At 66.9% G+C, this 24789-nt stretch carries 24 protein-coding genes and 1 tRNA gene; 12 read left to right on the top strand and 13 right to left on the bottom strand.

Going from position 1 to position 24789, the window contains the following annotated elements; genetic code table 11:
- Positions 1-80: 80 nt before the first annotated feature.
- Positions 81-908, top strand: coding sequence for a ferritin-like domain-containing protein (locus ACN22W_RS14920; protein WP_048242802.1), 828 nt, complete (start codon positions 81-83; stop codon positions 906-908).
- Between the two features lie 70 nt (positions 909-978).
- Positions 979-1485, top strand: a complete 507-nt coding sequence (locus ACN22W_RS14915) for a hypothetical protein (protein WP_419685279.1) — start codon at positions 979-981, stop codon at positions 1483-1485.
- Here the strand turns inward: ACN22W_RS14915 and ACN22W_RS14910 are convergent.
- The 3 genes from ACN22W_RS14910 to ACN22W_RS14900 all read right to left on the bottom strand — a co-directional run bounded on the left by ACN22W_RS14910 (position 1479) and on the right by ACN22W_RS14900 (position 5134).
- A complete protein-coding gene (locus ACN22W_RS14910; RefSeq protein ID WP_419685278.1) occupies positions 1479-2924 on the bottom strand; it encodes a DEAD/DEAH box helicase in 1446 nt (481 codons plus the stop codon). The genes ACN22W_RS14915 and ACN22W_RS14910 overlap by 7 nt on opposite strands.
- 127 nt (positions 2925-3051) lie before the next feature.
- Positions 3052-4350 (bottom strand): c-type cytochrome, encoded by a 1299-nt coding sequence (locus tag ACN22W_RS14905; protein ID WP_129512901.1) that lies wholly within the window; start codon positions 4348-4350, stop codon positions 3052-3054.
- A gap of 19 nt (positions 4351-4369) precedes the next feature.
- Positions 4370-5134 carry a c-type cytochrome gene (locus ACN22W_RS14900; RefSeq protein ID WP_069747114.1) on the bottom strand — a complete coding sequence of 255 codons (765 nt, stop codon included), beginning with the start codon at positions 5132-5134 and terminating at the stop codon, positions 4370-4372.
- Between the two features lie 377 nt (positions 5135-5511).
- Here ACN22W_RS14900 and ACN22W_RS14895 point away from each other — a divergent pair, with 377 nt between their 5' ends.
- On the top strand, positions 5512-6444 hold the full coding sequence (locus ACN22W_RS14895) for a CopD family protein (RefSeq protein WP_129512900.1): 933 nt from the start codon (positions 5512-5514) through the stop codon (positions 6442-6444).
- A 156-nt stretch (positions 6445-6600) separates the two neighbouring features.
- On the opposite strand, the gene dgoD is transcribed toward ACN22W_RS14895, so the two are convergent.
- Positions 6601-7749, bottom strand: coding sequence for a galactonate dehydratase (gene dgoD / locus ACN22W_RS14890; protein ID WP_006483258.1), 1149 nt, complete (start codon positions 7747-7749; stop codon positions 6601-6603).
- A gap of 155 nt (positions 7750-7904) precedes the next feature.
- On the opposite strand from dgoD, the gene ACN22W_RS14885 reads away from it, so the two are divergent.
- The gene (locus ACN22W_RS14885; RefSeq protein WP_129512899.1) at positions 7905-8588 is read left to right on the top strand and encodes a FadR/GntR family transcriptional regulator; all 684 of its coding nucleotides are present in this window, start codon (positions 7905-7907) and stop codon (positions 8586-8588) included.
- Positions 8589-8614: 26 nt separating this feature from the next.
- Here the strand turns inward: ACN22W_RS14885 and ACN22W_RS14880 are convergent, their stop codons facing one another.
- On the bottom strand, positions 8615-8860 hold the full coding sequence (locus ACN22W_RS14880; protein WP_129512898.1) for a DUF1272 domain-containing protein: 246 nt from the start codon (positions 8858-8860) through the stop codon (positions 8615-8617).
- A 147-nt stretch (positions 8861-9007) separates the two neighbouring features.
- Here ACN22W_RS14880 and ACN22W_RS14875 point away from each other — a divergent pair, with 147 nt between their 5' ends.
- Positions 9008-9355: a GFA family protein gene (locus ACN22W_RS14875; RefSeq protein WP_048242801.1), complete on the top strand. Its 348-nt coding sequence runs from the start codon at positions 9008-9010 to the stop codon at positions 9353-9355.
- 34 nt (positions 9356-9389) lie between these two features.
- Here the strand turns inward: ACN22W_RS14875 and ACN22W_RS14870 are convergent, their stop codons facing one another.
- Entirely contained in the window at positions 9390-12497 is a 3108-nt protein-coding gene (locus ACN22W_RS14870) for a transglycosylase domain-containing protein (RefSeq protein WP_419685277.1), read from the bottom strand.
- A 421-nt stretch (positions 12498-12918) separates the two neighbouring features.
- Here ACN22W_RS14870 and ACN22W_RS14865 point away from each other — a divergent pair, with 421 nt between their 5' ends.
- Positions 12919-13311: an MAPEG family protein gene (locus ACN22W_RS14865; RefSeq protein ID WP_419685276.1), complete on the top strand. Its 393-nt coding sequence runs from the start codon at positions 12919-12921 to the stop codon at positions 13309-13311.
- Between the two features lie 85 nt (positions 13312-13396).
- Here ACN22W_RS14865 and ACN22W_RS14860 read toward each other — a convergent pair whose 3' ends face one another.
- A complete protein-coding gene (locus ACN22W_RS14860; RefSeq protein WP_419685275.1) occupies positions 13397-14350 on the bottom strand; it encodes a LysR family transcriptional regulator in 954 nt (317 codons plus the stop codon).
- Positions 14351-14480: 130 nt separating this feature from the next.
- Between ACN22W_RS14860 and ACN22W_RS14855 the strand changes: the two genes are divergently transcribed.
- From ACN22W_RS14855 to ACN22W_RS14840, 4 genes are all read left to right on the top strand, one after another.
- Positions 14481-15659: a M20 aminoacylase family protein gene (locus ACN22W_RS14855; protein ID WP_419685273.1), complete on the top strand. Its 1179-nt coding sequence runs from the start codon at positions 14481-14483 to the stop codon at positions 15657-15659.
- A 122-nt stretch (positions 15660-15781) separates the two neighbouring features.
- Complete coding sequence (locus ACN22W_RS14850) at positions 15782-16561, top strand: ABC transporter substrate-binding protein (protein WP_343494770.1); 780 nt, start codon at positions 15782-15784, stop codon at positions 16559-16561.
- 158 nt (positions 16562-16719) lie between these two features.
- Entirely contained in the window at positions 16720-17865 is a 1146-nt protein-coding gene (locus ACN22W_RS14845; protein WP_419685271.1) for a porin, read from the top strand.
- A gap of 144 nt (positions 17866-18009) precedes the next feature.
- Positions 18010-18294 (top strand): PAAR domain-containing protein, encoded by a 285-nt coding sequence (locus tag ACN22W_RS14840; RefSeq protein ID WP_048242675.1) that lies wholly within the window; start codon positions 18010-18012, stop codon positions 18292-18294.
- Between the two features lie 58 nt (positions 18295-18352).
- On the opposite strand, the gene ACN22W_RS14835 is transcribed toward ACN22W_RS14840, so the two are convergent.
- Entirely contained in the window at positions 18353-18664 is a 312-nt protein-coding gene (locus tag ACN22W_RS14835; protein WP_048242674.1) for a cupin, read from the bottom strand.
- Between the two features lie 59 nt (positions 18665-18723).
- A complete protein-coding gene (locus tag ACN22W_RS14830; RefSeq protein WP_419685268.1) occupies positions 18724-19407 on the bottom strand; it encodes a DJ-1/PfpI family protein in 684 nt (227 codons plus the stop codon).
- Between the two features lie 117 nt (positions 19408-19524).
- On the opposite strand from ACN22W_RS14830, the gene ACN22W_RS14825 reads away from it, so the two are divergent.
- Complete coding sequence (locus ACN22W_RS14825) at positions 19525-20496, top strand: GlxA family transcriptional regulator (RefSeq protein ID WP_419685266.1); 972 nt, start codon at positions 19525-19527, stop codon at positions 20494-20496.
- A 175-nt stretch (positions 20497-20671) separates the two neighbouring features.
- The gene (locus tag ACN22W_RS14820) at positions 20672-21646 is read left to right on the top strand and encodes a LysR family transcriptional regulator (protein ID WP_193098979.1); all 975 of its coding nucleotides are present in this window, start codon (positions 20672-20674) and stop codon (positions 21644-21646) included.
- A 44-nt stretch (positions 21647-21690) separates the two neighbouring features.
- Here ACN22W_RS14820 and ACN22W_RS14815 read toward each other — a convergent pair whose 3' ends face one another.
- From ACN22W_RS14815 to ACN22W_RS14800, 4 genes are all read right to left on the bottom strand, one after another.
- Complete coding sequence (locus tag ACN22W_RS14815; RefSeq protein WP_129512886.1) at positions 21691-22035, bottom strand: hypothetical protein; 345 nt, start codon at positions 22033-22035, stop codon at positions 21691-21693.
- Positions 22036-22038: 3 nt separating this feature from the next.
- Positions 22039-22413 (bottom strand): hypothetical protein, encoded by a 375-nt coding sequence (locus tag ACN22W_RS14810; protein ID WP_419685264.1) that lies wholly within the window; start codon positions 22411-22413, stop codon positions 22039-22041.
- Positions 22414-22678: 265 nt separating this feature from the next.
- Positions 22679-22755, bottom strand: a tRNA-Met gene (locus ACN22W_RS14805).
- Positions 22756-22911: 156 nt separating this feature from the next.
- Positions 22912-24570, bottom strand: coding sequence for an MFS transporter (locus ACN22W_RS14800; RefSeq protein ID WP_419685262.1), 1659 nt, complete (start codon positions 24568-24570; stop codon positions 22912-22914).
- Positions 24571-24789 lie beyond the last annotated feature (219 nt).

Here is a 24789-nt window from a genome sequence, read left to right as displayed (position 1 = left end):
AAAACGCCGCCTGCTGGACGGTTGGCGCCTGTGCCGAAGGCATGGGCCGGCCCCTGCACGACGACTGGGAGCGCACCACCATGCACACCGAAACGACACATGTGATGCCGTGGCGAATCGAGGACATCGACCTGAACCGGATCGATCGTCAGCGTGCCGCCGCGAACGAAGATCTGCTGCTGCTGCTGTGCGCATCGTCGTTCATCGAAAGCGGCTCGGATCTCTACACGAGCAATCTGAGCGAATTCTTCAACGACGATCCTGAAGTATCGGCGTGGCTCAACAATGCATGGGAGCACGAAGAATTGCAGCATGGCCGCGCGCTGAAGGCGTACATCGCGCACGTGTGGCCCGAGTTCGACTGGGATACCGCGTTCGCGAATTTCTTCGCCGAGTATTCGAAGACCTGCAAGGTCGAGGCATTCGAGAAGACCCGCGCGCTCGAGATGGTCGCGCGCTGCGTCGTCGAGACGGGCACGGCCACGCTCTATCGCGCGATCAACGAGTGCTCCGACGAGCCCGTGTTGAAGGAAATCACCGACAACATCCGCACGGACGAAGTGCGTCACTACAAGCACTTCTTCAAGTTCTTCAAGAAGTACAACAAGCTCGAAGGCAATGGCCGGCTTGCGGTGCTCGGCGCGCTGATGCGCCGCGTGATGGAAATCAAGAACGAGGATTCGGAGATTGCGTTGCGCCACGTGTTCGCGGTCCGCTATCCGGATCGCGTCGGCGACAGCCAGTACAACCGCGAGCGCGCCGCGCGCATCAGTACGCTCGTGCGGCGCAACCTGTCGGCCGACATGTGCGTGAAGATGCTGCTCAAGCCGCTCGACCTGCCCGCGAAGATCCAGCCGGGCGTCCACTATCCGCTCACGAAGATCACGCGGCACGTATTCCTGCGCTGATCGCCGCGGCGCGGCCTGCCGGGCGTATGCTGGCGCATCGACATCCGATCCGCACCAGGGCCACGCCACCATGACCGATACCCATCGCCACGCGCTCGAACAATGGACGTTCGACGCGTGGCCGCCGGCCGTCGTCTCGCTGTTCGACGGCACCGCGCTCGAGCGTCATGCCGATATCGCGGCATCCTTGATCGTCGCGACCGACGACGGCCAGTTGCGCACGACGCTGCTCGGCGTCGGCGAGATCTATGCGCACGATGCGCGCACGCTGCTGATCGCGTTATGGCCGCAATCGCGTGCGGCGCGCGCGCTCGCACAACGGCGCGCGGCCGCGTTGACGCTGGTCGCGGACGGTGCGTTCTTTCAGGCGCAATTGAGGCTCGAGCCGCTCGAAGGCGACTTCGGCGGACTGGCCGGATTCGCTGCGACGATCGCGTACGGCGATGCACAGCGGGTCGGTTATGCGCGTCTCGCGACAGGCGTCACGTTCATGCTGGAAGGGGAGCGCGCCGCGGTGCTCGCACGCTGGCAACGCCAGGTCGAGCACCTGCGGCGCGCGGCCGCGCGGCTTCAGTGACCGCGCTGGCCGCTGCGCGACGAACGGTTGCGGTTCGGGTGCGCGGCATTGCCGCTTGCCGGGCGCGCGCTGTTGCCGCCGCCCGCCGGGCGTCCGCCGGTACCGCCGGCGCCGCCTTGCGTGCGCGGCTTCGCGGCCTTCGGCTGCGCCGCTTTCGGTTGCGCGTTGCCTTCGCGTTTCGGGGCCGGCTGGCCTGAGCCGCCTGCGCGCGGCTGGCGATTGCCGCCGCCACCACCGCCACCGCCGCGCGGCTGCTGCTGCCCGCGGCGCTGCTGGATCGGCTCCGGCTTCACGGTCGGATCGGGTTCGAAGCCCGCGATCACTTCCTGCGGAATCTCGCGCTTGATCAGCCGCTCGATGTCGCGCAGCAGCTGCTTCTCGTCGACGCACACGAGCGACACGGCTTCACCGGTCGCGCCCGCGCGGCCCGTGCGGCCGATCCGGTGCACGTAATCCTCGGGCACGTTCGGCAGGTCGAAGTTGACGACGTGCGGCAACTGGTCGATGTCGATCCCGCGTGCGGCGATATCGGTCGCGACGAGCACCTGCAGCGTGCTGTTCTTGAACTCGGCCAGCGCGCGCGTGCGTGCCGACTGGCTCTTGTTGCCGTGGATCGCCATCGCGCTGATGCCGTCCTTCGTCAGCTGCTCGGCGAGACGGTTCGCGCCGTGCTTCGTACGCGTGAACACGAGCACCTGGAACCAGTTGTGTTCGCGGATCAGGTGCGTGAGCAGCTCGCGCTTGCGGTCGCGGTCGACCGGGTGGATCTTCTGCGCGACGCTTTCGGCGGTCGTGTTGCGGCGCGCGACTTCGATCAGCGCGGGCGAGTCGAGCAGGCTGTCGGCGAGCGCCTTGATCTCGTCCGAGAAGGTGGCCGAGAACAGCAGGTTCTGGCGCTGCGGCGGCAGCTTCGCGAGCACGCGCTTGATGTCGTGGATGAAGCCCATGTCGAGCATCCGGTCGGCTTCGTCGAGCACGAGGATGTCGAGATCCGACAGGTCGATCGTCTTCTGCTGCATGTGATCGAGCAGGCGCCCCGGCGTCGCGACGACGATGTCGACGCCGCGCTTGAGCGCATCGATCTGCGGATTGATGCTGACGCCGCCAAACATCACGGTCGAACGCAGCTTCAGGTACTTGCTGTATGCGCGCACGCTTTCCTCGACCTGGGCGGCGAGTTCGCGCGTCGGCGTGAGGATCAGGGCGCGCACTGCGCGCTTCGCGCCGCGATGTTCGGCGTAGTAGGTGTGCAGGCGCTGCAGGATCGGCAGCGTGAAGCCGGCGGTCTTGCCGGTGCCCGTTTGAGCGCCGGCGAGCAGGTCGCCGCCGCCGAGCACGGCGGGGATCGCCTGCTGCTGGATCGGAGTCGGCGACGTGTAGCCGAGCTCGTTGACCGCCTTGACAAGCGGTTCGGCCAGGCCGAGAGATTCGAAAGACATAGATACCACTCTTGAGTTTTATGATCGGCGACACCTCGCGCGGCCCGCGCGGGGACTGGCGTCGCAAAAAGCAAAGGGGCGCGGCTGCGGTTTCCCGCAGCCGCGCCCCGTTTGCGTCACGCGTTATTTAGTCAAGCGGCGCGGAACGCAGGTCACTCACCTGTTGTGGCGAGATCGGCGTACCGTTGTTGCCCCACGACATCCGGATGTACGTTACCACTGCTGCGACTTCCTGGTTCGACAGCGACTGCGCGAACGGCGGCATGCCGTACGGACGCGGGTTCTTGAACGTGCTCGGCGGATAACCACCATTCAGCACCATGCGGATCGGGTTGACCGCCGATTCCATCATGATCGAGTGGTTGCCCGCGAGCGGCGGGTAGGCCGGCGGCTTGCCCGAGCCCGTTTCGGCGTGGCAGGTCGCGCAGTTGTCCGCGTAAATCTTCTTGCCCTGGTCGAACAGCGCGTTGCCGAACTGCTTCGACGGCTCGTACTGCATGTTCTTCGGCGCTTCAGCCTTCTGCGGGATCGACTTCAGGTACGTCGACATCGCGCGCGTATCTTCGTCGGTCATGTACTGCAGGCTGTTGTGGACCACGTCCGCCATCGGGCCGAACACCGCGCCCTTGTGCGACACGCCGGCTTGCAGCAGGTCGGACAGCTCCTGCACGTGCCAGTCGCCGAGGCCGAGTTCCTTGTCGTTCGTCAGCGACGGCGCATACCAGTTCTGCAGCGGGATCAGGCCGCCGGCGAACGCCGACGAGCTCACCGGGCCGCCCATCATGTTGATCGACGTGTGGCACATCGAGCAGTGGCCGAGGCCTTCGACGAGGTAGGCGCCGCGGTTCCACTCGACCGACTTCGTCGGATCCGGCTTGTACTCGCCTTCCTTGAAGAACAGCGTGCGCCAGCCGATCAGCAGGTTGCGGTTGTTGAACGGGAACTTCAGTTCGTGCGGACGGCTCGGCACCGACACCGGCGCGACCGAGCGCAGGTACGCGTAGATCGCATCCGAATCGGAGCGCGTGACCTTCGTGTAGCTCGCGAACGGGAAGCCCGGGTAGAGCAGGCTGCCGTCCTTCGAGCGACCCGTGTGCATCGCGCGGTAGAAGTCGTCCGACGTCCACTTGCCGATGCCGGCCTGGTCGTCCGGCGTGATGTTCGGCGTGTACATCGTGCCGAACGGCGTCGCCATCGGCAGGCCGCCCGCGAACGACTTGCCGCCGCGCACGGTGTGGCACGCGATACAGTCGCCGACGCGCGCGAGGTATTCGCCCTTCTTGATCAGCGCGGCCTGGTCGGCCGGCGTGGCCGCGACGGCGGATGCGCCGTGCAGCGTGTCGTTGCCCGGCCACAGGACCGGCACGAGGGCGGCGGCCGCGACGATCGCGACGGCCGAGAGTGCAAACAGGGACTTGCGTTTCATTGTGTCTGTCTCCCTTGCCTTATTGCGGTTCGCTGCCGCAGGCGAGCGGAGTCTTCATCGAACGCGCCGGGGCCGGCACGGGGTTGGCGGGCGCCGGTTGCGCGGCGAGCCACGCGGTCACGGCCGTCACGTCTTCGTCGGAAAGCTTCGATGCGATGTCGTGCATGCAGTCGGGTGCCTTGGCGTGGCGGTTGCCCGAGCGCCATGCGCCGAGCTGCGCGCTCAGGTAATCGGCGTGCAGGCCGACGAGGCCGGGGATCGCCGGCTGCATGCCGGTCAGCCCTGCGCCGTGGCAGGCCACGCAGGCCGGCAGCTTGCGGGACGGATCGCCTTGCGTGACGAGCTGCTTGCCGCGTGCGAGCGTCGCGGCCGGCAGCGTCGGCTTGGCCGGCGTCGGGTACGGCGGACGCTCGGCCGAGAAGTGCTCGGCGATTTCGCGCAGGTAGTCGTCGTTCAGGTACGTCAGCAGGTAGTTCATCGGCGGGTACTTGCGCCGACCGTCACGGAAGTTGACGAGCTGGTTGTACAGGTACTCGGCCGGCTTGCCGGCAAGACGCGGGAAGTAGTCGTTGTCCGTGCCCTGGCCGTGGACGCCATGGCATGCAGTACAGCCGCGCACGCGCTCGGCCATGGTATCGGGTGCCTTGAGCGGCGCCTGCTGGGCGTGCGCTTGCTCCGTGGGCTTGGTCTGCGCTTGGGCAGCGCTCATAAGGCCCGCTCCGCCGATCAACAGAACGGCGAGCAGCGGACGGAAGAGGCGTCTTGAAGACACACGAGACTCCATGTTTATTCGTCGGGGACCTGTCCGGGCTACGATCGGCTCGGCGCGTGGACGGCAGGACAGCCGGGCTGCTGCGACGCGGCATTCTATCATCGATGGGTAATGACGGCTATTTGGCAAAACGACATCGGTTCCTGCCTGTTCGCGACTTGCGACAATTTGACGCGTATCGCGCCGTGTTTGTGTGAACCGGCGTGCGCTTTCACCATCGAAGACCGTACACTCGCGGGTCGCGCGGCGCCGCCTCCGCCGCAGGTCCAGTCATTTCTCCCGTTTCCGGATTCATCAATGACGTTTTCTACCGTGCCGTTGCCTCCTTCGCACTGTCTCTCCCGTTGTCGTCGCACTGCCGGCCTGCCGTCTGCGGGAGGGTGCGCGCGATGAAGTTCGACAGCTTGTGGATCGGGCAGGTCGCGCTCGCGGCGCTGATGGACGCCGCGTTCGCGATGGCGGTCGGCTCGGCGCTGCTCAAGGCGTGGCTCGGCAAGGACGGCGCGCGGCCGATCGTCGCGCCTTCGCATCCCGCGTGGCTGCGCGCGCAACATTCGCTGGTCGCGGCGGCGCTGGCGCTCGTGCTCGCGGACCTCGGCTGGCTGGTCTACGAGGCCGCGACGATGAGCGGCGCGGGGCTCGGCGGCGCGTTCGCCGCGATTCCGACCGTGCTGATGCAGACGCACACGGGTTTCGCGTGGAGCGTCGCGTTCGCGGGCGCCGTGGTGCTCGCGATCGTCGCGCTGGCGAAGCCGGACAGCCCGGCTGCGCACGCGGTGTTGTGGCTCGCGGTGATCGTGGTCGCGGCCGGCAAGGCATCGCTCGGCCATGCGGCCGACACGGGTGCGCTGTCCGCGGCGGTCGGCGTGCAGACGCTGCACCTGCTCGCGACGGCGGTATGGGGCGGCCTCGTGCTCGCGGGCGGGCTCGCGGTGCTGCCGGCGCTCGGTTCGTCGGTCGCGCGCGGTGCGCTGATCCGCATCGGCCAGCATCTGTCGCGTACGTCGATCATCGCGGTCGTATTCGTGCTCGGCACGGGCGCGCTCAATGCGATCCGCGGGCTCGGCGGTTCGCTCGCGCCGCTCGACGGCAGCACGTGGGGGCGCGTGTTGCTGCTGAAGCTGCTGCTCGTCGCGCTCGCGCTCGTGCTCGGCGGCCTGAACCGCTTCTCGGCGCTGCCGCGCCTGCGCCGCACCGCATCGACCGAGGACGCGCACACGTTCCGCAACATCCTGCATCTCGAAGGACTGACGATGATCGGCGTGTTCGTCGCGGCCGCCGTGCTGTCGTTCAGCGTACCGGGGTTCGCGGCGCTCGGCTGACGGCGGGTTCCACGCGGCGCGCGGCGGGGTCGCCGGGGCACGCCCGGCATGTGGCGCCCGTCGCGTCGCGCATGCAAAAACGGCCGCCTGTCGGGCGGCCGTACTCGAATCGATGCGTACCGCGCGGGCCGCAGCCGCGCGCGATGCGCATCGCGCTCACCACTCGGCGACGCTGCCGTCCGCGTGGCGCCACACCGGGTTGCGCCAGCGGTGGCCCGTCTTCGCCATCTCGCGCACCTTCTCCTCGTTGACGTCGATGCCGAGCCCCGGGCCCTGCGGGATCGCGACGAAGCCATCCTCGTAGCGGAACACCTCGGGGTTGCGCAGGTAGTCGAGCAGGTCGTTGCCCTGGTTGTAGTGGATGCCGAGGCTTTGTTCCTGGATGAACGCGTTGTAGCTGACCGCGTCGAGCTGCAGGCACGCGGCGAGCGCGATCGGGCCGAGCGGGCAGTGCAGCGCGAGCGCGACGTCGTAACTCTCCGCGAGCGTCGCGATCTTGCGGCACTCGGTGATGCCGCCGGCGTGCGATGCGTCGGGCTGGATGATGTCCACGTAACCGCCCGCGAGGATGTGCTTGAAGTCCCAGCGCGAATACAGCCGTTCGCCGAGCGCGATCGGCGTGTTGGTCTGGTTGACGATGTCGCGCAGCGCCTCGGCGTTCTCCGACAGCACCGGCTCCTCGATGAACATCAGCTTGTACGGGTCGAGCTCCTTCGCGAGCACCTTCGCCATCGGTTTGTGCACGCGGCCGTGGAAGTCGACGCCGATGCCGACGTGCGGGCCGACCGCGTCGCGCACGGCCGCGACGTTCGCGATCACCTGCTCGACCTTGTCGTAGGTGTCGACGATCTGCAGCTCCTCGGAGCCGTTCATCTTCACCGCCTTGAAGCCGCGCTCGACGACCGCGCGCGCATTGTTCGCGACGTCGCTCGGCCGGTCGCCGCCGATCCACGAATACACCTTGATGCGATCGCGCACCTGGCCGCCGAGCAGCGCGTGCACGGGCACGCCGTGATGCTTGCCCTTGATGTCCCACAGCGCCTGGTCGACGCCCGCGATCGCGCTCATCATGATCGGGCCGCCGCGATAGAAGCCCGCGCGGTACATCACCTGCCAGTGATCCTCGATCAGCAGCGGATCGCGGCCGACGAGGTAGTCGGCCAGCTCCTGCACCGCAGCCTCGACCGTGTGCGCGCGGCCTTCGACGACCGGTTCGCCCCAACCGATGATGCCCTCGTCGGTTTCGATCTTGAGGAACAGCCAGCGCGGCGGGACGACGAAGGTTTCGAGGCGGGTGATTTTCATGACGCGAGTCTCCATGGTTGACCGGCGCGGGCGCTCGGGCGCGGCGCACGGTCGCGTGCTTTGGCGGTTATCCTAGCGTAGGCCGATAAAAAATAGTATTAATAGCATTATTGTGCAGATAGTGGGCAGCCGGCCCGCCGGCCCAACGGAGAACGATCATTCAACGCGACCTGCATGGACAGACGGCCTTCCGGCTGGCGACGGCGATCCTGCGCGGCGACTATCCGCCCGAATCGCTGCTGCCGCGGGAGCCGGACCTGATGGAACTGTACGGCGTGAGCCGCACGGTGATGCGCGAGGCGCTGCGCACGCTGACGTCGAAGGGGCTGGTCGAATCGCGGCCGAAGGTCGGCACGCGCGTGCGGCCGCGCCGCGCGTGGAACCTGCTCGACGCCGACCTGCTCGACTGGTACGCGCGCGTCGCGCCGCCGCTCGCGTTCGCGCTGAAGCTGCAGGAGATGCGCGAGATGATCGAGCCGTACGCGGCCGCGCTCGCCGCGCGCGCGCATACGCCGGAAGCGTTCGACGCGATCGACGACGCGGCGCGCGCGATGGCCGCCGCGCGCAACGTCGACGAGTGGGTGCGTGCCGACCTGCGCTTTCACCTGGGCGTGCTGGAGGCCGGCGGCAACGAACTGCTGGTGCCGCTCGGCGCGCTGATCGATCGCACGCTCGAGGCGCAACTGCTTCTGAATGCGCGCCGCGCGGACGTCTACAACGCGTCGCTTGCCGAGCACACGGCCGTCAGCGACGCGATCCGCGTGCGCGACGAGGACGGCGCGCGCCGCGCGATGGCGACGCTGCTCGCGGTGACGCGCGCGCGGATCGAGATGTCGTGACGGAGAAGGGCGGCGGTGCGGCGCCGTCAGGCGCTCGCGCAGCCGCCCGGCTTGTGGATGCGCTCCGTCGACGCCGGGTACTTGGCAAGCAGGCTCGCCGACCGCCGCGGGCGCACGACCAGGTCGCCGCCGCAGTTCGGGCAGCGGCCCTTCAGCACGTTGTCGGTACAGCTTGCGCAGAACGTACATTCGAAGGTGCAGATGCGCGCATCCGCCGAATCGGGCGGCAGGTCCTTGTCGCAGCATTCGCAGCCGGGGCGCAGTTCGAGCATGAGTGTCTCCTCGTCTTGAAAAAATCCGGCGCCGGCGCGCGTTGCGCGCGGCGCGGGTGCGCGCTACTGTACCCGCATCGAATCGGCTTGGCCAATGGCGTCCGCCCGGGCGCCGTCGACGCGCGCGAGCCGCACCGGGAGACGACCATGCTTTATCGCGGAAGCTGTCATTGCGGAGACGTGAAGTTCGAGGCGGAAGGCGACCTGCAGGGCGTGATGGCGTGCAATTGCTCGATCTGCCAGCGCAAGGGCGCGCTGATGTGGTTCGTGCCGCGCGACCACATGAAGCTCCTCACGCCCGACGAGAATCTTGCGACCTACCTGTTCAACAAGCACGTGATCCGGCATCGTTTCTGCAAGCGCTGCGGGATCCATCCGTTCGGCGAAGGTGTCCATCCGAACGGCACCGCGATGGCGGCGATCAACGTGCGCTGCCTCGAGGATGTCGATATCGACGCGCTGCCCGTCACGCACTACGACGGCCGCTCGCACTGAGCGGCGCGTCACGGCATGAACCCGCGCGCCGGGCTCAGGACGGCCGCACCGCGGCGGCGCGCGGCGCGGGCATTTCCGCCTGCGGTGCGGAGCCCGCGGTGCGCGTGCCGGCATCGGCCGGGCGTTCGATCAGCGGCGCGAGCGCCGGCGCCATCGAGCGCAGCAACTGCACGGCCATCGCGCTCGTGAAGTCGTAACGCGCCGCATACGGTTCGTGCGCGGTCGCCGTCAGGACCCCGAAGAACCGGTCGCCGATCACGAACACGAACGTGCCGCTGCGGTTCACCTTGCGCGACTCGATCAGCCGCGCGCCGCGCGCGTAGATGTTGAAGCGCTGGTCGCCCGTCCCCGTCTTGCCGTACACCTCGAGCGTCTTGCCGTCGGGCAGCGTGAACCCGCCCGCGAGGCGGCGCGCGGTGCCGTTGAGCACGACGTCGCGCAGCAGCGTGTGCGCCACGTTGACGATCTCGGGCGACAGCATCGGCTGCGGCTTTGCGGCCGCGCGCACGAAGCGCGTTTCGTACGGCGTGTCCTTCGCGAAGTCGAGCCGCGTGATGGTTTCCGTCGGTGCTTTCTGGCCGCCGTTCGCGATCAGGCCGATCAGTTTCGCGAGCGCGTCGGGCTGGTCGCCCGATGCGCCGATCGCGGCCGCGTAGGACGGCGTGACTTCCGCGAACGGGTAACCGAGCGCGCGCCACGCCTTCGTGATCTCCGCGTACGCGCGCAACTCGACCATGCGGCGGATGCGCCGGTCCTGGGTCGCGTGGTAGCGCGTCTTGTACAGCCACGAGTACGTGTAGAAACGCGCATCGCGGCTGTCGCGCTGGACATCGCCGAGCGACGCGCCCGGGTGTGCGCGCAGGTAGTTGAGCGTCCACAGCGCGAGCGGGTGCACGCTCGCGATATAACCGCGATCGTTGAGGTTGAAGCGGTCGATCGCGTACTTCGCGTAGAGCGCGGCGAGGTCGTCGTCGGACAGCGTCGCGGCCGGCGTGCCCTTCAGTTGCGCGCGCATCTGCGCATCGAACCATGCAAGCGACTCGTTCGGCGCGACGCTGCGCAGCACGGTCGCGATCTTCGGCGGCGACTTGCGCACGTCGTGCAGCATCAGCGCGAGCGCGTCGTCGGGCGCCTTGCCCGCATAGCGCGTGTAGTAGCGCTTCACGTAGACCTGGCTTTCGCCGTCGACGAACTGCTGCAGGTAATGCTGGCGCTGCTCGGGATCGTTGAGCCACGACGACGACGGGCCGGCCGCCTGCAGCGTTTCGTAGTGGACGATGTCGCGCATCAGCCGCACGAACACGAGGTTGACCGAATGCTCGAACGCCGTGTGCAGCGTCAGGATGCGGCCGTTGTCCGACTTTTCGAAGTTCGAGAACACCTGCGCGCCACCGCCCGTATAGAACACGTCGGGGCTCGCCGAATACTTGCGTTCGACGGCCGCGTCGAGCATCGCCTGCAGCGAGCGGTCGCGCGTATGCGACAGGTAGTCGAGCGCCCAGTGCGACAGCCCGTCGATCGGGTCGGGCTTCACCCGGGCCAGTTCCGCATTCGACAGGTTCGCATAACGCGCATGCAGGTCGGAGACGATCTGCAGGTACGTGATCAGCGTCCGCAGTTTCGCGGTCGAGCCGAGGTTGATGCGGCCGCCGCGGTTCACGTCGAACGGCTCGTTCACGCTGTCGGTCTGCACGCGCAACATGTTCGCGCCGTTGCGTCGCTCGTACAGCGTGAAGCTGTACGTGAGATGCGACGGATCGTCCTTCGGCGCGAGCATCTCGAAGCCGTACAGGCCAGCGGCCTGCGCGCCGTCGCGGGTCGACGCCAGCGCGAGCCGCTGGGCGACGGCCTGCTGCACGCCGTTGTCGAGCGTGCTCGTGGCCTGCAGGTCGAACTGGTCGAGCTGGTACAGGTCGCTGATGCCGAGCGCCGACAGCAGCGACGCGCGCGCGGACGTCACGGCCTTGCGCGACACGAACGACTGCACGTGCGCGGCGGCCGGCGGCGCGCTGCGTTCGATCTGCGCGGCGAGCGCGGCATCGCGCAGCGCGGGCGAGATCACGCCGCCGCTCGACAGCAGCCGCAGGTAGCTGTCGGTCAGCCGCTGCAGCGCCGGATAGCCGCTGTTGAGGAAGTACGACGGCGCGCGTTGCGCGATGATCAGCGACAGCACCTCGCGGAACGTCTTGCCCTGTTCGTCGACGTTGTCGCCGGTCGTCGGCGCGGACAGGATGCGGTTCACGTCGTTGAAGTCGCGCCCGTACCACGCGGTGAGACCGTCGCCGATGCCCGTGATCTCGCCGACGTGCGGCCGCGCGGCGAGCGGCACCGAGTTCAGGTAGCGCACGACGATCGTGCGGCGCGCGAGCATCGTCTGCGGGCCGTTCAGGTACGCGCGGACCGATGCGGATGCAATCTGCCGCAGCTTTTCGGGCGGCGTCGCGGTGCGGCCTTCGGGCGAATGGCGGAATTTCTCGATCTGCGTCGCGAGCGTGCTGCCGCCCGGGCGCGCCTGGTGACGGTTGACGACGTGCAGCGCCTGGTCGGCGACCGCGCGGCTGAAGCGCCCCCAGTCGATCGCCGGATTGCGGTTCGGCTGGTTCGCGTCGAGCAGGTAGCGATCCTCGATGAACAGCAGCGAATCGGCGACCACGCGCGGCACCATGTCGAAGTCGGCGTAGACGCGCTGCGGGAACACGGTCGCGAACAGCGGCGCGCCGGTCGAGTCGAACAGCATCAGGCCCGCCTGGTCCTTCTCGTCATAGGGGAGGAACAACCCGCGATCGCCGAGCGACAGCATCCGCTGCGAATCGCGCGCCTGCTTGCTGACGACGAAACCGCGCGCGAGCAGCCGCTCCTGGAACGACGGAATCATCGCGTAGCCGAGGCGCTGGTCGTAAGGGCCGTTCGCGGGGAAACGGATGTGATCGCTCGGGCCCGTCTCGACCGTGTAGCCGACGTCGCGGGTGAGTTCGGACAGATAGTGCGCCTGCAGCCGGGACGTTTCGATCTCGGTCTGCACGAGTCGCGCAACGATCGCCGCCGCGATCACCAGCGCGGCGAGCAAAGACCACTTGACCCACGTCCAGACCGATGCGAGACCGGTCACGCGCGGCAGGATACGATTCAGCGGCCGATTCATGGCGGCGTCTCCCTGAAGGCGCGGGCTCCGGCCGCACCCCATTAAAGATTAGTGTAGTCCTCAACGGCGGGCTGCCAAGGGTGGTTCTCTACCGAGATGCGCCGACGCAACGCGCGTGCCTGTGACGCGCCGCAACCGGCGTTGCGGTGCGGCGGCGCGCACCATCGCAGGCTAACGTTTGCGCGCTTCGCACCGACGGTTCCGCGCGACAAGGGTGTCGGCGGGCAGGCCCGGGTGACCGGGCAGGCGGACGATGCACCGGTTTCGTGCGCTGCCGCACGGCGGCAATTCGGGACGGAACCTGTTCCGGAAATCGCGGTTAGCGTGCGGCGACGCTGCGGGTTTTCGCGATAGCCGCGCGCGCCGGCCGCGGGTAGGATCGCCGGATGTGCGGCACGTTTCCGCTTTCGCCGGGAGTCCCATGCCGATCCATCCCGTCGCGCTGGTTTGCACGGCCATCCTCGGGCTGCTGCTGTTCGGGCTCGGGCTTGTCGTGTCCGTCACGCGCTTTCAGCACACCACCGGATCCGGGTGTGCGTCCGATCCGACGAACGGGTTGCACAAGGTCGTGCGCGCGCACGGCAACACGGCCGAATACGCGCCGTTTCTCGCGGTGCTGTTTCTCTATTTCGGCGCGCACGATCCGTCGCGCGCGATCCTGTCGCTGATCGTCGCGGCGACCGCGTGCCGCTGCCTGCTCGTGATCGGATTGCTCGCGTGGCCGACGATGGCCGCGCCGAATCCCGTGCGTTTCATCGGTGCGCTCGGCACCTATCTGTGCGGCGCCGCGCTGTGTATCGCGCTGTTCGTCTGATGCGGGTGCGATAGCCGGCCGGGTCCGGCGTGCCGTCCGCAAGCTGCCGCGCCATCGAATCCCCCTGCGCCGTTGAAGCGTTCGTTCAAAGCAGCAGGTCGAGTTGATCGAACAGCCGCCGGTTCTCCGTTGCGGCGGAGCGGCCGCGCTTGCGGATCGTTTGCGACAGGCTGTCGACGAAGCACTGGCTTGCCTGGCTGCGCATCGCGTTGTGCAGGCCGATGACGGCGACGCGGCCGGCGTCGAAGCGCTCGGCGAGCTCGAGCGGCTGTGCCCAGTCGCGCATCGCGTCGGTGAGAAGCAGCGGCGCGGGGCAATGGCTGAGCATGTCGTTGCGGCGGACGAGTTCCAGCATCAGCGCGCTGGAATGGGCGCAATGCAGGCGGGAACGATCGATCGCCGCGCCGTGCTGCCAGAAGATGTTGTGCATCGTCTCGTCATAGCTGGTCGCCGTGTAGTTGACCGCCCAGTCCTGCTCGAGCAGATCGTGAATCGAACGCCGGTTCGCGAGCGGGTGCCCGCGCCGCGCCACCACGCACGATTGATACGAGAACAGCGGCTCGTGATCGAATTCCCGGCTCGACACGATCGACGTCAGCGGCACGACCGACAGGTCCAGCGTGCCTTCCCGCAGCCGCGGCAACGCGACGGCCGTCAGGCCCTCGAAGATCTCGAGCTGCACCTTCGGCATCTGCTTGCGGAACAGCGTGATCGCTTCGCTCATGAACGTCAGCATGACAAGCGGCGTGACTGCAATCGTGAGCTTGCCGGTCTGGTCGCCGCGCAGCCGGGCGAGCGCGTCGTTCGCGCGTTCGAACTGCCCGATGATCAGCCGCGCATGACCCAGTAGCGTATACCCGGCGTCGGTGAGGCTGACACCGCTCGAGCTGCGCGACAGCAGCGTCAGTTTCTGCTCCTGCTCGAGTTCGCGCAGCGCCTTCGTCACCGCGGCCTGCGATACGCCGAGCAGCCTTGCCGCCGCCCGGATGCTGCCCGCGTCGGCGACCGCGACCAATGCATGGATCTGATGATTTTTCATACGATAGGCGTGGCCGTGCACCGTGATAACCATTGGTTGTCAATATAACCAAATTGCGGCTTCCGGGGACGAATTGCGCTGCTTATGATCGGCTCCGCCTTGGTTGTCAGACCTACACGGAAGCCTCGACATGTCCAGCCCATCCAATCAATTCGTGCCGCAAGGCATGCGCGATATCGAACGCGAGATGATCGCGCTGCGTCGGCAGATTCATGCCGATCCGGAGCTGAGCTTCCAGGAATACGCGACGAGCGCGCTGGTCGCGGAACGTCTTGCGCAGTGGGGCTACGACGTGCATGGCGGGATCGGCGATACCGGGGTCGTCGGGACGCTGGCCAATGGCGCCGGACGCACGATCGGACTCCGGGCGGACATGGACGCGTTGCCGATCGTCGAGGCAACCGGGTTACCGTATGCGAGCACGAACCCGGGTGTCATGCATGCCTGCGGTCACGACGGACATACGGCGATGCTCCTCGCCGCCGCGCGGTACCTGGCGCAGAACCGGTGCTTTTCGGGCACCGTGCGCGTGATCTTCCAGCCCGCGGAAGAAAGCGGCGGCGGCGCGCTGCGAATGCTCGAGGAAGGCTTGCTCGAGCGCTTCCCGTGCGATGCCGTATTCGCGATGCACAACATGCCGGGCTTGCCGGCTGGCCAGTTCGGATTCCGAAGCGGTGCATTCATGGCATCCGCCGACTCGGTCACGATTCGCATCGCCGGTTACGGCGGCCACGGCGCGATCCCGCACAAGACGGTCGACCCGGTCGTCGCGAGCGCGTCGCTCGTCATGGCGCTGCAAACGGTGGTGGCACGCAATGTCGATCCGCTCGAAACGGCCATCGTGACGGTCGGATCGATACACGCGGGCAGTGCGTCCAACATCGTTCCCGACGCCGCCGTCATCGGCCTGTCGGTGCGTGCGCTCGATCCCGGCGTGCGCGACCTGCTGCAAGCGCGGATCACCGCGCTTGCGCACGCTCACGCGGAGGGTTTCGGCGCGCGGGCGGAGGTCGAGTACGAGCGTGGTTATCCGGTGCTGATCAATCACCCCGACGAGACCCGGCTGGCCGAATCCGTCGCTCGCGACTGGCTCGGCGACGGCGGACTCGTCCGCGACATGAAGCCGATCACGAACAGCGAGGATTTCGCGTATGTGCTCGAGCGCTGCCCCGGCTGTTACCTGCTGATCGGCAACGGCGAGGGCAAGGGCGGATGCATGGTCCACAACCCGGGTTACGACTTCAACGACGACATCCTGCTGACCGGCGCGAGCTACTGGGTCCGGCTGGTCGAACGCTTCCTCGCGTAACGCGATCCCGCTTCATCCGGAGCAGACAGGCGCCGTCGCCTGCCTGCCGTTCGAACAAACATTGACGGCAACGCGTTCGTGCCACGCGCGAACGTGCTTTCTCATCCTGGCTTGGAGACACCATGAAACGCCTTGTCCGCTCTAGTCTGTTCGCGCTCTGCGCCATTCCGCTGCTCGCTTCCGCGGGTGAGCCGCAGACCCTTCGCTTCGGCATCGATCCGACCTATCCGCCGTTCGAGTCGAAGCTGCCCGACGGTTCGTTCGTCGGCTTCGACGTCGATCTCGGCAATGCGATCTGCGCGAACCTGCGTATGCGTTGCGTATGGGTGGAGCAGGGCTTCGACGCGATCATTCCCGCGCTGAAGGCGCGCAAGTTCGACGCAATCCTGTCCGCGATGACGGCCACGCCGGCGCGCAGGCAGCAGATCGATTTCACCGACCGTCTCTATTCGGGTGCGCCGCGCCTGATCGCGCGGGCGGGCTCCACGTTGCAGCCGACCGCGGAATCGTTGAAGGGGCGCCGGATCGGTGTTCAGCAAGGGTCGTTGCAGGAGACTTATGCGCGGGCCGAATGGGCGTCGAAGGGCGTGGAGGTCGTGTCGTATCCGGGTACCGACCAGATCTATCAGGACCTCACGACCGGCCGCCTCGACGCGTCGTTCCAGGCGGCCGTCCAGGCCGACATGGGGTTCCTGCGCACGCCGCGCGGCAAGGCGTTCGCGTTTGCCGGCGCCGAGGTCAAGGACAAGCGTGCAGCGGGCGAAGGTGTCGCGATCGGTATCCGCAAGGACGACACGCAGCTCGCGGCGAAGATCAATCAAGCGATCGCGTCCATTCGCAAGAGCGGCGAGTACGACAAGCTCGCGCGCAAGTATTTCACGTTCGATATCTACGGCGAGTAAGCGTGACGGCCCGGGTTCCCCGGGCGTCTGACGCGGGACCGACGGATTCGCGACATCCACCGACGCATGCCGGGGACGGTGCACGCGCGCAACGGGCGCGTCGTGCGCGCTCGCGGCCGACCGTCCCGCCTGTTCGGCAAATCGGAGGAGACTGAAACATGAAAAAGCAGATGATCGGCCTGTTGCTGGCCGGCGGCGCGGTAACGTCGGCACACGCCCAAAACAGCGTCACGCTGTACGGATTGATCGACGAAGGCGTGAACTACACGAGCAACGTGAACGGCCACTCGGCGTGGGAAATGTCGAGCGGCATCGTGCAGGGCAGCCGCTGGGGGATCAAGGGCGGCGAGGATCTCGGCGGCGGGTTCAAGGCCGTGTTCAGGCTCGAGAACGGTTTCGACGTCAACACCGGCCGGCTCAACCAGGGTGGCCGCGAATTCGGCCGGCAGGCGTATGTCGGTCTGTCGAAGGACGGCGTGGGTACGCTGACGTTCGGCCGCCAGTACGACTCGCTGGTCGAATTCCTCGGGCCGTTGACCGCGAACGGCAGTTGGGGCGGCTTCATCTTCGATCACCCGTACGGCAACGACAACACCGACAACTTCTTCCGGCTCGACAACGCGGTGCAGTTCTACAGCGCCGATCTGTCGGGCTTCCAGATGAGCGCGACCTACGCGTTCTCGAACAGCGCGGGCCAGTTTTCGCTGAATAATGCGCAGAGCGTGGGCGCGGGCTATTCGAACGGTCCGTTGACGGTCGGCATCGGATACCTGAACGTCAATCGCGGCGGCGCCAACACGGTCGGCGCGGTGACCACGGACGACGCGGGCTTCCTCGCGGAGCGCCAGCGCGTGTTCGGTGCGGGCATCAACTATCAGCTCGGCAAGGCGATGCTCGGCTTCGTCTACACGCACAGCGACATGAAGAACCCGACGTCGTTCCAGTACATCAGCGGTTCGATCGTGCCTGCGGGACAGGCCGTGTCGCACCTGAAGTTCGACAACTATGAAGTCGCCGCGACGTACCAGGTGACGCCGGCGCTGCTGCTCGGCGCGATGTACTACTACACGCAAGGGTCGCTCGACGCGTCCGCCGGAAAATCCCGGCCGCATTGGCAGACGGTCGGCCTGATGGCGGACTACAACCTGTCGAAGCGGACCGACGTGTATATCCAGGGCAGCTACATGAAGGTAAACGGATCGACGGGGACGGCGCTCGACAATGCGTACAATCCGGCCGCCGACGATTCGTCGTCGAACGACCGTCAACTGATGGCGCGCATCGGGATTCGCCACAAGTTCTGACGGGCGCCGCCGCGGCGACCGGCACGCGGCCGCCGCGCGGGGTGATATGCTCCCGGGACGCCCGCGACCGACGGGCGGATTCCGACTGCCCGCGCGCGGCTCGCTGCCGTGCGGCGTGGCGTTTCCGAGGGAAGAACCGACATCATGAGCCGCAAATTCATTCTGAAGGGCGACACCACCGACCACGGCGGCGTGGTGCTCGAAGGGATCGCCAATTCGTCGTTCGACGGACGTGAGCTCGCCTATCTCGGCGCGCCCGTGTTCTGCGCCGCGTGCAAGTCGCCGGGCGTGATCGTGTCGGACGGCGGCGAGCGGACGATGACCGTGATGGGCAAGGTCGTCGCGCTCGAACACGACCTGTGCCAGTGCCTGTGCACGCCGCAGCCGAAACTGATCGCGTCGCAGGCAACGGGCACCATCACGGGATGAAACCCGCCGCGCGGATGCGGTTGCCCTCCGCGTAGCATCGACGTACGGCCGCCGGTCGTCAGACGCTGCCTTCGGTCTCGATCACGAGGATGCGCGCTTCGCCGAGCGGATGCGCGACGTGCTCGGTGCCGACCGTCGCGTGGAACACGTCGCCCGCTTCGAGCACCGTCGCGTGCTCGACGCCTGCTTCGCGATAGCGCATCTCGACGCGACCGTCGAGCACCGCGAACACTTCCTCGTCGTCGTTCACATGCCATTGATAAGGCTGGTCGGTCCAGTGCAGGCGGACCGTGACGCCGTTCAGGTTCGCGATGTCGAGCGCGCCCCACGGGCGGTCCGCGGTGAACGCGGCGCTGCGGATGATGTTCATCGATATGTTCTCCTGCGCGAATGCGCGTTGTTTGCCGGCCAATTTCCCCGTACCCGCATTCAGCGCGACGTCGCGCGCAGCGCCTGCTCGATGATCTGCTTGCGCTTCGCGAAGCCGGCCGCCGACCGCTCGGTGGCACGCTTCACGACCGAAGCCGGCGCGGTGTCGGGCGAGCCCGCGTCGAACGGTGGCGCGGGCGCGTATTCGAGCTGCAGCTGGATCGCCTGCGCCTCTTCGTCGCCGGCCAGTTCCGCGGCGATCGTCAGCGCGAAGTCGATGCCGGCCGTCACGCCGCCGCCCGTGATCAGGTTGCCGTCGCGCACGACGCGCTCGCGCACGGGCACCGCGCCCAGCGGTTCGAGCAGCGTGTGGAACGTCCAGTGTGTCGTCGCGCGCCGCCCGTGCAACAGGCCGGCCACGCCGAGCAGCAGCGCGCCCGTGCACACCGACGTCACGTAGCGCGCGGTGGCCGCGCGCTGCTGCACGAACGCGATCGTTTCGGCATCGAGCAGCAGGTCGTTGATCCCGATCCCGCCCGGGATGCAGATCACGTCGAGCGGCGGGCAGTCGTCGAAGGTGGTCGTTGGTGTGAGCGCGAGGCCGCTGCTCGACGCGACGGCGTCGCGCGACTTCCACACCAGGTGGACGGCCGCGTCGGGTAGCGACGCGAGCACGTCGTGCGGGCCGGTGAGATCGAGTTGCTGGACGCCCGGAAACACGAGTAAGCCGATATGCAGGGTCATGCGAAGACTCCGAGTGGAAGTGGCACACGCCGTTGCCGGCACATGATGGACAGATCGATTCTAGGCGCGTAGTGTTTGGCGAAATCGCCATATCACCCACGTTTTCAGCCAATCGCCATGCCTGCCGCTCCGCGCTCGATCCTGGTCCTCGCGTTCCCCCGCGCGCAACTGCTTGACGTGTCGGGGCCGCTGCAGGTGTTTGCGTCCGTCAACGAACTCGCGCTGGAGCGCGGGCAGCCCGCGCCGTATGCGCCCCGCGTCGTCGCGGCCGATGCCGGGCCCATCGAGACGTCGTCGGGCCTCGTCGTGATGGCCGAGTCGCTGCGCTCGGCCGCGCGCCGTCCCGATACAGTGATCGTTGCCGGCGGCAAGGGCGTGCACGCGGCATCGCAGGATCCGCGTCTGGTGCGCTGGGTGCGGCAGCAGGCGGAGCGCGCGCGACGCGTCGCGTCGGTCTGCACCGGCGCGTTCCTGCTCGCGGAGGCCGGCCTGCTCGACGGGCGGCGTGCGGTCACGCACTGGGCGCGCTGCGACGAATTCGCGGCGCGTTACCCGAACGTGCACGTCGAGTCCGACCCGATCTTCATCCGCGAAGGTGCGCTGTGGACGTCGGCCGGCGTGACGGCCGGCATCGATCTCGCGCTTGCGCTGGTCGAGGAGGATCTCGGGCGCGCGATCGCACTCGACGTCGCGCGCGAACTCGTCGTGTTCCTGAAACGTCCGGGCGGCCAGGCGCAGTTCAGCGCGATGCTGTCGATGCAGCGCACCGACGATCGGTTCGGCGAGCTGCATGCGTGGATGGCCGAGCACCTGGCGGCCGACCTGTCGGTGCCCGCGCTGGCCGAACGCGTGCGCATGAGCGAGCGCAGCTTCGTGCGCCACTATCGCGCGGGAACCGGCCGCACGCCCGCGCGCGCCGTCGAGCAGATCCGCGTCGAGGCCGCGCAGCGCCTGCTCGGCGAAACGGCATGGCCGGTCAAGCGGATCGCCGCGCGTTGCGGATTCGGTTCGGAGGAGACGCTGCGGCGCAGTTTCGTGCGCGTGCTGGGCGTGTCGCCGCAGGGGTATCGCGAGCGGTTCGTGCGGTGATACACGGGGTTCGGCTCGGGGCCGGAGCGGATATCGTCCGGTACTGAACGGAAATCGATCGTTTTCCAGTGCGAAATGCCGAAACTATTCAGGACGATAGAACAATAGGTGGGGGCTTGTGCCGCGCCCGCTGCGCGCTCTATTCTGTTCCGTTGGCGATTCGAAGGGGGGCAGCATGGACCGAATCCAGGCAATGGAAGTTTTTACCCGTGTGGTCGACGCGAACAGCTTCACGCGCGCGGCCGACACGCTCGCGATGCCGCGCGCGTCGGTGACGACCATCATCCAGAATCTCGAGGCGCTGCTCGGCGTGCGCCTGATGCACCGGACGACGCGCCGGCTGTCGCTGACGCCGGAGGGCGCCGCGTACTACGAGCATTGCACGAAGATCATCTCGGAGATCGCGGAAGCCGACGCGAGTTTCCAGGTCGGCAACCGCAAGCCGAGCGGCGTGCTGCGCGTCCACATGCCGAGTTCGCTCGGGCGGCGCGTCGTGTTGCCGTCGCTGTCGATTTTCCGGCAGAGCTATCCGGACATCACGCTCGAACTGGGGCTCTCCGACCGCTACGTGGATCCGGTCGAGGAGGGCATCGACTGCATGATCCGGGTCGGGCCGCTCGAGGATTCGTCGATGGTCGCGCGACGGATCGGGATGCTCAAGCGCGTGACCTGCGCGTCGCCCGACTACCTCGCGCGTCACGGCGAGCCGCACGAGATTGCCGATCTCGCCGAGCATCATGCGGTGAATTTCCGGTCGAGCCACGGCGCGCGGGCGATTCCGTGGGTGTTCATGATCGACGGCAAGCCGTTCGAGGTGCGGATGAACGCGAGCGTGACGGTCAACGATTCCGATGCCTACGTGACGTGCGGGCTCGAAGGGTTCGGGATGATCCAGCCGACGCTGTTCATGGTGCTGCCGAACCTGCTCGACGGATCGCTGGTCGAGGTGCTGCCGGACTGCAATCCGAAGCCGAAGCCGATCTCGATCGTCTATCCGCACAACCGGCATCTGTCGCAGAAGGTGCGCGTGTTCGCCGACTGGATCGCGGAGCTGTTCGAGTCGACGCCGTCGCTGGAAGGCGGGGAGAACTGGCGCGGACGGGTGCAGGGAAAGGCGGCGGAGGAACGGCGTGGGGCGGTGGCGGCGTAGCCTGGTGCGCGGCGCGTGTGACCGGTTGCACGAGTGGCGGCCGATCAGAACGGCCGTATGCCGATGCGCGGATTCAGGCACGCGTAGATGAGGCTGAAGGCCAGCAGCGCAAACAGCAGCGACGTGACGATGCGGGCGATCGAGCCGATGCGTTCGATCCGGATGAAGAGGGTGCCGCCGACGAGCATCAGGGCGACGCCCGCGTAGAAGTCGTTGGCGAAATCGCCGAAGTCGCGTTCGACGAGGCTGTCCGCAAAGCTCATGTAGTCGTAGCTCAGCAGGTGGCGCAACTGGTCGGGCGTCGACAGGTTGACGAACGTGCCGGCGACGGGCACGAGCCCGATCAGCGTGAACAGTGCGGCGATGACGATCGTGATGCGTCGTTTCATCGGTCAGCCCACGTTGTAGAACGCGTGGATCTGCGCGTTGACGAGGACGATCAGCATGACGATGGCCCAGCCGAGTACGAACGCGAAGCGCCTGCGGCCGCGATGGGCGTCGAGTGCAAACAGCGCGGCCAGTGCGTTGAGTGCGGCCAGCACGAGGACGTAGAAGCGGCTCGCGAACAGGTCGGCTTCGGGGATTGCGCGGTCGACGCGATTGACCCAGTGGTAGGTGATTGGTTTGAGGGCGACGCCTTCGCTGATCACGACCGGGTCGAGCAGGCGGGAGAGTGGCGGAGCGCCGGCGCCGACGTAGCAGAGCACGACGACTGCCAGTGCAAGCGCGGCGATGCGCGATATCTTGTCGGGAGGAGTCGGGATCATCGGGCGCCGTCGGTCGTGTGCTGGACGGCGTCATTGTGCCTTCGAAGCAGCGCGCTATCGATACCGGTCGAGGTGGCGCGAGCGGGATGACGGGGTGATCGGCCCGGGAAAGCGAAAACGGTGCGACGCAAGGGGTGGGGCAGTCTTGAGGATTGCGCCGAATCCGTATGGCGAGGAGCCGTTAAAGGAAGAGGGCTCGCGGACAACTCGCAGAGACCAAACTGAAAAAGCCCGGTAGATCTTTGATCTACCGGGCTTTCGCATTTGGTGGCGAATCAGGGATTCGAACCCCGGACCTGCGGATTATGATTCCGTCGCTCTAACCGACTGAGCTAATTCGCCGAAGAAATAAATTATGCCGATGAGGCGTTTTGCTGTCAACACCTTTTTTCATCTGGCGTGAAAAAAGTTGCCTGCGGCCCGTGTCGGCCTCGTCGCGAGGCGGGTTGCCGTTCGCCGGAACGCATCCGGCAACCGCCGCCCGCCCGCGCGTCGGCATCAGTCCTGCGCGTAGATGTTCGAGTCCTTCGTCTCCTTGACGAACAGCAGGCCGATCACGAACGTGGCCAGCGCGATCACGATCGGATACCAGAGTCCCGAATAGATGTTGCCCTTCGCCGCGACGATCGCGAACGCGGTTGCCGGCAGGAAGCCGCCGAACCAGCCGTTGCCGATGTGATACGGCAGCGACATCGACGTATAGCGGATCCGCGTCGGGAACATCTCGACCAGCATCGCGGCGATCGGCCCGTAGACCATGGTCACGTAGATCACGAGGATCGTCAGGATCACGATCGTCATCGGCCAGTTGAGCTGCGCGGGATCGGCCTTCGCCGGATAACCGGCCGACTTCAGCGTGGTCGCGAGCGTCTTGTCGAACGCCGCCCCCTTCGCCTTCGCGTCGGTTCCCTTGGCGTCGTACGCTTCGACCACGGTGTCACCCACCTTGATCTGCGCGGTCGTGCCGGCCGGTGCCGCGACGTTCTCGTAGTTCAGGCCCGCCTTCGCGAGCGCGCTTTTCGCGATGTCGCACGAGTCGGTGAACTTCGACGTGCCGACCGGGTTGAACTGGAACGAGCAGGTGGCCGGATCGGCGACGACGGTGATCGGCGCCTTCTGCGTGGCGATCTCGAGCTGCGGGTTCGCGTAGTGCGTGAGCGCCTTGAACAGCGGGAAGTAGGTCAGCGCCGCGATCAGGCAGCCCGCGAGGATGATCGGCTTGCGGCCGATCTTGTCCGACAGCGAACCGAAGAACAGGAAGAACGGCGTGCCGATCAGGAGCGCGATCGCGATCAGGATGTTCGCGCTCGCGCCGTCGACCTTCAGCGTTTGCGTGAGGAAGAACAGCGCGTAGAACTGGCCCGTGTACCACACGACGGCCTGGCCGGCCGTCAGGCCGACGAGCGCGAGGATCACGATCTTCAGGTTCTTCCACTGGCCGAACGCTTCGGTCAGCGGCGCCTTCGACGTCTTGCCTTCCGCCTTGATGCGCAGGAACACCGGCGATTCGTTCAACTGCAGCCGGATCCACACCGACACCGCGAGCAGCAGGATCGACGCGACGAACGGCACGCGCCAGCCCCAGTTGCCGAACGCTTCCTCGCCGATGAAGGTGCGTACGCCAAGGATCACGAGCAGCGACAGGAACAGCCCAAGCGTCGCCGTCGTCTGGATCCACGCGGTGTAGAAGCCGCGGCGGTTCGCCGGCGCATGTTCGGCGACGTAGGTCGCCGCGCCGCCGTATTCGCCGCCGAGCGCGAGGCCCTGCAGCAACCGCATCGCGATGAAGATCACGGGCGCGGCGATGCCGATCGACGCGTAGCCGGGCAGGAAGCCGACCACGAACGTCGAGATACCCATGATCACGATCGTCACGAGGAACGTGTGCTTGCGTCCGACCATGTCGCCGAGCCGGCCGAACACGATCGCGCCGAACGGGCGCACGGCGAAGCCGGCCGCGAAGCCGAGCAGCGTGAAGATGAACGCGGCGGTCGGATTGACGCCGGAGAAGAAGCTCTTGCTGATGTAGGCCGCGAGTGAGCCGGCCAGGTAAAAGTCGTACCACTCGAACACGGTGCCGAGCGACGACGCGAAGATCACCTTCTTCTCTTCGCCCGTCATCGGCGAGTGCGAAATTTGCCCGCCTAACGTTGCCATGAATCGTCTCCAAGTCCCTTGATATAGATGTGCGGCCGCCTTGGGTGGGCGGGCCTGTCGACGATTATTGGCACGGAAACTTACGGCGCACTGACTTGCACACACAAAACGACTGCGCGTTAACCCGCGCCGAATCGGCTGCCATACGTACCGATTGTGGCGTGAACATCCGGTAAAGCGCCGGTTTCGATGCGATTTCGACGTGCCGCGGTGGTGCGT

The sequence above is a fragment of the Burkholderia theae genome, from assembly GCF_048565265.1.
Taxonomy (GTDB): Bacteria; Pseudomonadota; Gammaproteobacteria; order Burkholderiales; family Burkholderiaceae; genus Burkholderia; species Burkholderia theae.
This window is presented reverse-complemented; position numbering and strand designations above follow the sequence as displayed.